Source organism: Enterobacter sp. ku-bf2, from assembly GCF_001742765.1.
Lineage (GTDB): Bacteria > Pseudomonadota > Gammaproteobacteria > Enterobacterales > Enterobacteriaceae > Enterobacter > Enterobacter quasiroggenkampii.
In genome coordinates this window covers 99,287-110,383 of sequence record NZ_MDVW01000005.1, presented here as the reverse complement: position 1 = coordinate 110,383, position 11,097 = coordinate 99,287, and the positions used below count along the sequence as shown (strand labels likewise).

Genomic DNA, 11,097 nt, shown 5'->3' with positions numbered 1-11,097 from the left:
CCGCATGGGCCAGCACGCGTCCCTTAAGATCCGTCTCCGGGATGGCATTCGCGATGGCATTGGCGATATACGGCGCGGCACCACCCGCAATCGCAGCTTTAATATCGCCACCTGCCAGCGCCTGAATGGCCGCCGTTGCTGCCGTGATGGCGCGCTGGGTGCTCTGCCCCGTCCCCATGCCAGACTGGTTAAACGCTTCGTTATAGAAGGTCTGGTACATCTGGTCATGAATCGCCTGATCGGTAACCTCTTTACCGTCTTTTTTCAGCTGGCTGATGGCGGCGTTACGCGCATCGCTGCCAGCGGTTTTCATCTTCTCGTTGGCCGCTTCCGTGGCCGCAATCTTGCCGTTGGTGCGCGCAATATCCGCAACCTGATTGCCGATCTCGCCAATCATTTGCGCGGTTTGCAGGCGTTTCTGCTCTTTCTCTTTGTTAAAGATCGGGTCGATACTGCCGTTGGCATGGTCAGTGTCACGGCTGAGCGTGCTGACGTCCTGCTTCTGGTTAGCCTGGTCGCGAACAATGATAGCACCGTCGGCTACCGCTGATTGCGTGGTCCCTTCAGCATGGCCGCTGCCGCCCATTCCTGCCAGCATTGTGCTGGCCATGTTGCTAACCAGATTACCCGCAACCCCGGCGCCGCTGCTGAAGCCGACACCCTGATGTTCAACCTTATACTCCGCCTTATTGTTGATGTCCGTAAAGCCCAGCGTACCGGTCTCAAGGCGGTTTTTGTCTGCATCAGCACGGCTGGCAATCACCGCACCGTCCAGCTGCGTATGGTTGCCAACGTTAATATCAAAGCCGCCTTTGCCAGCGAAGATCCCGGTCTGCTCCTGGACCGAGTCGTAGTTGCTCTTCATCTTATCGCGGCTGATGCTAAAGCTGCCGCTACCGCTGCCCGCTCCCCAGGTGTAGCTTGCACCCGCATTCATACTCTGCTGTTTGCTGTTGTATTTGTCGCTATCCTGCAGGCTGCTGAGGGTCAGGTCGCGCCCGACATCCGCCGTGATCTTATCGCCGTTGACCTGCGCGCCTTTAAGTACCGTATCGCGGCCGCTGTTCAGGCTGACGTTCTGTCCGGCATCCAGCGTCGTTTCGTTCCAGGAGGTTCCATTGCCTTTTTCGCTGCCTCTGGCGGCGTTTACGCTGGCAGAGACGGTGATGCCCGCGCCATTCGGACCGGCGGTAATACCGATCCCGATTGAGCCACCCTTGCTGGAGTTACTGCCCGTCAGTTTGTTGGTGTCGGCTGCACTCGTCAGGTTGATATCCTGAGCCGCATTGAGCGTCAGATCCTTGCCAGCCTTCAGCTGACTGCCCGCCACGGTAATATCACCGCTGTTGGCAGCGTTGCCCTGACCTGTCGCCGTGATGGCGAGGTTACCCCCGGCATTCAGCGTGCTGCCGGTCGTTTTGTCCTGCTCCGAGTGTGAGGTGGATTTAGAGGACTGTCCGCCAATGGAGGCCATCACGCCGAACGCGCCATTGTTGGTGGGATCGCTGCCGTTAGCCGCTTCAGCGAGACGGTTGGCCTGCACGGCCTGAACACCCGACAGTGCCGCTTTGGTCGCCTGAAGTGCGGCGAGACGGCCATCGCTCTGGTCTTTCACCGCCATTGCCGTGCTGGCCGCAGTGTTCACCGCGTCACCCACTGCGCCGGAGAGGGCAATCGTCAGGCCACTGCTTTTCTGCTTGAAGGTTTGATCACTGGTGAGCCTGTCGTGGCCCGGCTCGATCGTCACGCTGTCTCCGGTGAGCGCCATATTTTTGCCAGCCACCAGATCCGCGCCGCCGACATGCAGCTGATTACCGGCGGCAATATCAACGCTCCCCCCCGTCGAGCCCACCGTACTGAAACTCTGGCTCTGGGTGGTGCCCTTCTCACGGAGATCCTGGGTACTTTTGCTGCTGCCGATGGTGAAACCAATCCCGCCCGAGCCCATCAGGCCGGATTTTTTCTCTTCCTTAAAGCGCCAGGAGGTATCGCTATTCGTCGCTGCCACAATATCGACGTTGTTGCCCGCCTTAAGCTTCACGTCGCCGTCGCCCGCCACGGCGGATCCGTTCACCAGCAGGTTATTGCCCGCAACGACCTGCACGTTATCGCCGCTCAGCAATGAGCCGGATTCACGCGTCGCGCTGTTCTCCTCGATGGTGTGGGTGGTTTTCTTGCTCAGGAACCCTTTTTTGGTTTTGGTCTGCTCTTTGTAGTGATAATCGCTTTCGGTTGCGGTATTGAGATTGACGTCACGGCCTGCCGCCACGCCGATATCGCCCTTCGCCGTCACCTGCGCGGCTTCGGTGGTGACATCGCGCCCGGCGAGGATTTGGGTATTCGCCCCGCTGGCGATCTCGGTTCCCTGCTGGCGTACCGATTCGTTGATGACGGTTTTCTTGCCTGACTTATAGCTATCGCCCTGCGTGGTCTCTTCCGCCGCCAGATTCACGTCGCGACCCGCCTGCAGCCCGACGCTTTTCTCCGCCGCCAGCGCGGCGGCCTGAGCGTTGATATCCTGCCCGGCCTTCAGCACCAGGTTATCGCCTGCGGAAATCGTGGTGCGAGCGAGTCTGGTGCTGTGGGATTCGCTTTTCCCTTTACGGCTGCTTTCGCTGGTCTGTACCGCGTTCATATTGAGATCGTTGCCCGCGTTCAGCAGCATATCGCCGCCGGAGGTCAGGTTTGCCCCGGTAACGGTGATGTTTTTCCACGCCTCAAGCGACAGGCTATCCTGTGCGGTAATGGACGCCATGTTGCCCAGCAGGGTGTCTTTCAGGCCGATCTTGCCGTACTTCCCTCCGGCGTTGATATCAATCTGTTCAACCTGGGTCAGGTTGTTGATGCTGCCGTCCAGGCTCTCCAGCGCGACCGTTTTGCCGCTGATGGTAGAGCTGATGTTATTGATATCGCCGATGGCGCTCAGGTTCAGGTCGCCGCCAGCTTTCATCAGGCCGTTGTTGAGGTTGCTGATGCTGTTCTGGCTGTCGAGCGTCAGGCTGTTTTTCGCCAGCAGCGAGCTGCCGCTGTTGGTGATGTCGCCGCCCTTCAGGGTGACGTTGTTGCCCGCGATTACGCTGCCGTTATTGACGGTGACGTCCTTCGGCGACAGGTAGAGTTTCGGCACCATCACGGTTTCGCCGTTGACGGTGGCTTTCTCCCACCACAGCAGGCTGTGGTCGAGCGCGGCAATCTGATCGGCGGTCAGCGAGACGCCAAACTGCAGGCCGAGCGACTGCTGCGCCGCCGCGGCGTTGTCCATCAGATAGCGCATCTGATCCAGATCGGAACCGATGCCGTTCAGGTAGCGGTTACCGGTCTGGTTGAGCATCACGTTGGAGACATAACGGGTATCGAACGCCGCATCACCGAGGAAGCGGTAATCGTAATCCGGGTTCAGGTTGAGACGGCCGAGCATGTAAGACGAGCCGAGGAACTGCTTCTCGTCGGTAAACGCCAGCCGCGTCTCCTGCGGCGCCGTGGACGACGGTTTGACCCCGAGCATTGCGTTCAGATCGGCAAACAGGGCGGGATCAAGCTGTCCGAGACCGTTCAGTTTCGGGTTGATGCTGATCAGGTACGGGCTTTTCGGGTTATCGGAGAAGACGAAATAGCCGTTGTTGCCAGACGGCAGCGGGTAAGCGCTGGTATCGACGCGCTGGCCCTGATAATGCCCGACGGCGCCGCCCTGAGCGGTTCGGAGATCGGCCGTGGTGACCCCGGCGTTCGCCAGCGCGCCCAGCTGGCCGAGGTTCGCGTTGCCTTTCTGCCTGGTGCCAATGTTGCTGAGAGGCGTGCCGGACGCGCCGCCGTTTTCCAGCGCGCCGCCGCCGTTAAGCTGCTGCAGCGCACCCTGCAGCTGATCGTTCCACTGCGGCGAGTTCACCGCCACGGTGCCGGTCGTGTTCAGCCCCTGTTTTTGCACGCCGCTACCGACGCTCTGGTTGCTGAGGGTGTTCAGCGACGGCGTGGAGATAACGTTGCTGACGCCACCTGCATTGGCGGTGGTATTAGTGTTGCTGATGTTGCTGGTGAAGTTTGCGGTAACGTTGCCGCCCGCCTGGATCACTGCGCGGAATGGTGTTCCCTGTGATACGTCTTCGCGAACCCCCGTTGCCTTATAATGCAGTTCAACAGAGTTATAGCTGTCGTCGTATTCGTAGGTCTGGTAGCGGGTGGTCGACTGTGGAAACCATGAACGGTTGTTCAGCGTCGATCCGCTCATCACCAGTTGTCCGGAAGCCAGAAGCAGACTGGCATCGTTATCCAGCCCGTCTGCTGTGATATAACCTGAGCCCCCGGCACTGATGCGCGCTGCAGGACCGTTCGCGGTAACCGACAGCGAGGTGCGTGAAATCGCAAACTCCAGGGTCCTGAATGCATCTTTTGGGTACGGCACCATGATTGCACCATCCAGGACCTTATAATTTGGGTTACACCAGACCCCCAGACTGTTTGACGGGCAGGGAGAAAACTTGATACGCGCTTTATTTCCCATCCACTCAAGCGGAATATCAGCATCACGCGGTGTCAGCCAGGCGTACTGGGCGGGAAGATCTTCCTGAGCCCCCTGAGTCACCGCCAGCCCGTCCCGTGTGTTAAGCAGATGCTCGGTTTTAATGAATATATCCCCATTCTGCGTCTCAATATTCCCCGACGTGTTCACCACCTGGCTGTTCGCATTTCCCGCCGCATCCCGCTGCATCCACAGGTTGTTCCCCGCCATGATGTCGCCGCGCTGGTTGGTGATGCTGTCGGCAAATAGCGCCAGGTTATTCGCCGCGTACAACAGCGCGGTGTTGACGATGGCACCCGGCGCGCTCAGGGTCAGCGAGCCGCGTGTGCCGGTGAAGCCGTCCACGGTAATATTGCTCCGGCTGGCCACGGTGATGTCACCTCCGCCCTGCACCGAGCCCGCGCCTTTCAGCGCCACGCTGCTGCCGGAGAGCGTGCTCGAGCCGCCGCCAGTGGTGATTTGTCCGTTGTTGCTGAGCTGCCCGCCCGCATTCAGGTTGACCGCCTGCCCCTGCAGCACGCTGCGGTTATCGATGTCGCCGCCGCTGTTGATGGTGAGGGTTCTGCCTGCCGCCACAGCGGTTCTGCTGGTAAACGCGTTCGTCAGCTGCAGCGTTAAGTCCCCCAGGGACACCAGCTGGCCGGTAAGGTCCAGCCCACGGCTTTGCAGCCACAGGTTGCCGCCGCTCAGCAGCTTGCCGCCCGCGCTCTGGGTTACCTGGTCCGCGCCAATATTCAGCTGCGTGTTGCCGAGCAGCGTGCCGCTGTTGTTCAGCTGGCTGTAGTTAACCGTCAGCTGTCCCGCCTGGGTGGTGCCCTGGCTGGAGAAATTGGTGCCGGTCAGGGTGGCGCGATCGGCCACCCACGTGCCGCCGTTGGTGGCGTTTGCCGCATTCAGGATCAGGTCGGTGGCCTGCAGCCAGCCGGTGCCGGTGAACTGCGGCGTGCCGAGCGTCAGGCGCGCGCCGGAGAGGAGTTTGCCGTCGTTACGCGCCTGCGAGGAGGCGGTCACGCGCGTCTCGCCGCCGCCCTGGATCAGGCCGTAGTTAAACAGCGCGGGCGTGGTCAGCGTCAGCGCATCGCGGCTGACGATTTCGCCTCCGCTGTTGTTGGTCAGCGTCCCGCTGAGGGCCAGCGTCGCGCCGTTATCGCCCTGCAGACGTCCGTTGTTGGTGAGCGCCCCGGTGGTGATGCCGAGCGTGCCCCCCTGCATTTTGCCGTCGCTGGTGACGGAGGCCGCCGTGATGTTCAGCGCCCCGCCGGACAGCAGGGTGCCGCCAGACTGCTGGCTGACCGTGCCGGTCTGGCTGAGTGTCAGGCCATTCACGCCGCTGATGGCGCCGCTGTTGCTGAGCGTGCCGCCTGTCAGCGTCAGGTTTTTCGCCGCCCACTGGCCCTGGTTCGCCAGCGTCGCGGCCTGCAGCGTCGCCGCACCCAGCGCGGTGATCCTGCTGCCTGCGGTTCCGGTGAGCGTATCGGCCAGCGTCATCTGCAGCGCGTCGGCGCTCTGCACCGCGCCGCTGTTATTGAGCGACCGGGCGTTAAGCAGAATATTCTGTGCCTGCCAGCTGCCGGCGTTGGTCACCGCGCCGGACGCAATCGTCAGAGTACCCTGGGTGAGAAGCTTACCGCCTGCGCCGTTGATCAGCTCCTGCTGAGGCGCGGCCATCGCCATGCGCGCCATCAGCCGCTGCTGTCCCTGAACGGTCAGGCTCTGCAGACCGGTTAAGGTGCCTTGGTTGTTAATGCTGTTCTGATGCAGCGCGAGGGTGTTCCCCTGCACGGTGCCGCTGTTTTTAAGCGTGCTGCCGCCGAGCGTCACATCGCCCTCGCTGAGGAGCTGCCCGCGGTTATCCAGCGTCTGTGCGGTGATATCCGTCCTACCCTGGCTCATCAGCGAGCCGGTTGAGGTCAGCGTGCCGCCGGTCGTGGCCGTCAGCGTTCCCTGGCTGAGCAGAGACCCGCCGTGCGCCCAGTCGCTGGCGCGGATGTCCGCGCCGTTCCCCTGCAGCGTGCCCTGCGTGGTCAGCTGGCCTGCATCCAGCGTCAACATGCCGCCGGAGAGGGTGCGCGAGGTCGCGCCCGTGGTCAACGTGGTCCCGGTGAGCGCCAGGCCATTCGTTCCCTGCATCAGCCCGCCGTTGTTCATATCGCGGGCAGTGAGGGACAGCGTACCGCCGGTGATGCGCCCCGGGTTCGCCAGGGTATCCGCGGTGAAGGCGGTCGTGCCGCCACTCTGCAGCAGCCCGGTATTCGTTAACGCCCCGCTGAGCGTGCCGCTGAGTCCCGTCTGCCCGTTCACCGTGCCGCTGTTGGTGAGGGTGGTGCCGGTCATGCCCAGTGTGGCGCCCTGCAGCGAACCGGCGTTGGTCAGCTGTCCGCCCGTCAGCGTGAAGCCGCCGCCGGAGAGCCATTTACCGTTCAGCTCGTTGATAAAGCGGTCGGCGGTGGCGTTAACCGCGTTGCTGCCCTGCATCAGGCCGCTGTTGCGCAGCTCAGTACCGCCTGCTGTCAGCGTTTTGCCCGCCACCGTGCCGCTGCTGGTCAGCGTCGTCGCGTTAAGCACGGCATCGTCGGTGGCAACGATGTTCCCCGTGTTGGTCAGGGCATTGCTCAGGCCCAAATCCAGGCTCTGCGCCTGAATATCGCCCCGGTTCGTCAGGTCGCTGCCCCGCAGGGTGAACCCGCCCTTCACCAGCAACAGGCCAGCGTTATCGAGCGTGTCGAGGGATAAGTTCAGAGGACTGCCGCTCACCAGCTGCCCGGTGGCGCCGTTGCTCAGCGCGCGGGTGGTCAGCGTCAGCGTGTCGTTGCCCTGAAGAATCCCGGTGTTGTTCAGCTGCGCAGCCTTCACCGCGAGGGCTTTCCCGGCCAGCTGGCCGTCGTTGAACAGCTGCGCCGCCGTCAGCGTGAACAGATTCTGGCTGAGCAGGGCACCCGTGTTATCCAGCCTGCCGGTTGCGGAAAGCGTCAGGGCGTCCAGCGTCTGAACGCTGCCCTGGTTATTCAGGCTCCCGGCGTCAAGCGTCGCACTGCGCCCCTGAAGGCTGCCCGCGTTGCTGAGGGTTTGTCCGCTCAGCGTCAGGGTCTCGCCGCCCGTCACCTGGCCCTGAGGCTGGTTCGTGAAGGTGTTCCCGGACCAGGCCAGCGTGCTGCTGCCCTGAAGCAGGCCGCTGTTCTGCAGGTCGCCCCGCAGGGTCAGCACTTTCGCCAGCAACTGGCCACGGTTATCGGTCCTGTCGGCCTGGACATCCAGCACCTGCTGGCTGAGCACCTTACCGCTGTTGGTCAGCGTGCCGGTTACCGCCGCCGTCACGCCCGTTTCCCCCAGCGCGTTACCGGTGTTCATCCACTCACCGGTGGCGAGATTCAGGGTGTTGCCCTGCAGCAGCCCGGCGTTGTTCAGGGTGGTGTGGTGCAGGGCGAGCGCGCCGCCGGAGAGCAGCATGCCCGCCTGCTGGTTGCTGAGCTGTGCCCCGGTCGCCGTGAGGGAGTGTGTCCCCTGCAGCGTGCCGCCGTTGGTCACCGACGCGCTGTTAAACTGCGCGTCGGTACCGGCCATCAGCCCGCTGTTCGTCAGGCTGGCGGTGGTCAGCGTCAGGCCGTTCCGGGCAATCACCCGCCCACCGGCATCGTTGCTGGCCTGTCGGGTCAGGTTCAGCAGCAGCGCGGTAGCGCTGAGCTCGCCGCTGTTGGCCAGCGTGTCGCCGCCGAGCGTCAGCGTTCCGCTGCTGCGCAGCGCGCCACGGTTAGTGAGGTCTGCCACGCCGAGCGTCAGCGCCGAGTCCCCCTCGACGGTGCCCTGGTTTTGCAGGCTGTCCGCCGTGATGTGCAGGTCGCTGGCCGCAATATTGCCCGCGTTAGCAAACGCAGTGCCGTTCAGGGTGAGCCGGTCGTCCGCCAGCAGGCGTCCGGTATCGGTGTTGGTCAGGCTGAGGTAGTCGCTGCTCAGGCTGACGCCGTTGATTTCCCCCTGGTTTGTCAGCGTGTCGCCCCGGAGGCGCAGCGTGCCGTCGGTGGTGATAAGCCCGCTGTTAGACAGCACCGGAACGTTCAGCGTTAAATCCTGCGTGCTGTAGACCGATCCGCCCGCGAGGTTTGTGAGTGACCCTGTCTTCAGGTCGAGCAGGGTGGTCCCCTGCAGCAACCCGCTGTTCTCCACCGAGGCAGCGTCCAGCGCCAGCGTACCGGCAACCAGCGTACCGCTGCTGGTGATGCGGTCAGGAGCCGTCAGGGTCATGCGATCCGCTTTTGCGACGCCGGACTGGAGGATGTTCTGTCCGCTGAGCGCGATGGCGCTGGCGGTAAGCTCTCCGCCGCTGGTCAGGTCGCCGGTCGCGTTAAAACTCAGCGCGTTACCGGTGGATTTCCCGGCGTGCGCAATCGTGCCCGCCGTCACCGACAGAGCACCCTTCGCCGCCTGCGTGCCGTTCAGCGCGGCATTCTGCGCCTGCAGAGTGAGCCCCTGCCCGCTCTGCAGATGCGCATCCTGGCCGGTGGTCAGGTCGCCGGTACTGACGGTTAATGCCCCCGCCGCATCCGTCTGTCCGTTCAGGCTGGCGCTGCGGGTCGCGGTAATCTGTACATTGCCCTGACTGGTGGTACGGGACGCCTGACCGCTGGTCAGGGTGCCGGTCTGCGCCGTCAGCGCCGTCGCGCCGGACAGGGTGCCATTCTGTTCAAGCGCGTCTGCCGTCACGCTCATCGCCCCGTCAGCCAGCAGGCTGCCGCTGTTACGCAGAGTCTGCTGCGCTGTGACGTTTGCATTGCCCTTCGCGCTCAGCGTGCCCCGCTGCTCCAGGGTACCGGCGCTTAGCGCCAGGTTGCCGGCGCTCTGCAGGGTACCGCTGTTAGTGACCGTCTGCCCCTTCAGGGTGACGTCGTTACCCTGCACCGTGCCGCCGTTTGTCAGCTCTCCTGCATTCACGTCAAGGTGGCCTTTCGCTGCCAGCTGGCCGCTGTTGGACACCCTGTTGCCGGAGAGGGCAATGTCGCGCCCCGCATTCACCTGCCCCTGATTACTGACGGCGCTGCCCGTCAGGCGGACATCGCCCGTGGCATCGGCCCGGCTCTGGCCGTCCATCACCAGCTGTCCGCCGCTCAGGGCCAGATTATCTCCTGCCGAGACCGCACTGGCCGTGGATGACAGCGTGCCGCCGCTGCTGAGGGTCGCGCGGGTATCGCTACCGCTGCGGGTATTCGTCAGCGTGATATCTTTCCCGGCCGCCACGCTGAGCGCGCCTTTGCTGGTGACGCTGCCGCCGCGCTGCGTCAGGCTGCCGTCGGTGGACAGCGTGGTGTCGGCCTGGCCTGTCAGCGTCGCATCCGCAAGCGCTGTGCCCTGTTTGCTCGTGACGGTTAGCGCCCCGCCCTGTGCCGACACGCCGCCGCCGTTTACGGTCAGGGTATCTTTACTGTCCAGCGTCGCCGCGCCGCGGGAGACCAGGGAGGTATTGCTGAGCGTCATCCCCTGCCCGCTGCTCACCGACAGCGCGCCCGCGCTGTTTGTCCCGCCGCCCGTCGTCTGCACTTTCCCCGCAGCGGAAAGGCGCATATCGCCCTGGCTGGCGAGCGTGCTGTTATTGAGTTCCACATCCTGCGAGCTGGTCACATTCAGCGCGCCCCCGGCCTGATGGCTGCCGTTGAGGACCACTCCCGCGCCATTCGCGGTAATCGAGCCGCTGGCCAGGCTGTTCGTGACCGTCAGTTTCCCGCCCGCATCCAGCTGAATATCGCCCTGGCGCGCGGTGAGGTTGCCGAGGTTCACCCCCACGCCCGTCTCGCTGGAGACCAGGCGGATACGGTTGGCATACATCCCGCCGAGCGCGCCGGTATCCACGGCCACCACGGGCGCGGCGCCCTCACCGGCAATCGGTTTGACGCTGCCGTCTGCGCCCACGCGGTTCGCCCCTGCCGTTACCGTCAGGTCGTTCGCATGTATCGCGGCGTTCACTTCCGTCGCGCGCGCAATGATCGACAGCGCGTCGCTCTTGCTGGCATCCAGCCCCTGGCCTTCAACCGTGATGGCGCCTTTCGTCACCTCCAGCGCCTGCAGGTTACCGCTGGCGTCGAACTGCGGTTTCCCCGTGGTCAGGGTGACGTTCGGGGTGTTGATAAATCCGCACCCGTTACAGGTAATGCCGTACGGGTTGGCCACCATGACGTTTGCTGCTTTACCGGCGACTTCCGTGTAGCCCTGCAGCTGCGAGCGGCTGGCGCCCGTGACTTCGTTGATAATGCCTTTCGCTTCCCGCCCGGCCTGCAGGTTGGGGTTGTTCTGGATAAGCCCGCCCAGCTGGGTCTGGGTTAAACGGTCCGTGCCGTTATTGAGGATAAGCCCCTCTTTGCCGACGTTATACTCACCGAACTGGTTATGCGAGATACCCGCCCCGTTGGGCGTGGCGATGTTGACGACCGGCACCCCGTTCCCCGCCCGATCGACCGTGGTCTGCCCGGTCGGCGTAAGCGCCGCCGCGACGGCAGGAGCCATCGGCTGCCAGACCATTAAGCCGCAGACAATCCAGCTGATCAGACGCTGCGAGAAACGAACGGGTGGGTGACGGGTATCCATAGTCGTAGAGT

Annotated in this window: 1 protein-coding gene; it reads right to left on the bottom strand. The window is 63.4% G+C overall.

Going from position 1 to position 11,097, the window contains the following annotated elements:
* A partial coding sequence (cdiA, locus tag BFG58_RS11100; protein WP_069719817.1) for a contact-dependent inhibition toxin CdiA occupies positions 1 to 11,086 on the bottom strand: 11,086 nt, incomplete at its 3' end.
* Positions 11,087 to 11,097 lie beyond the last annotated feature (11 nt).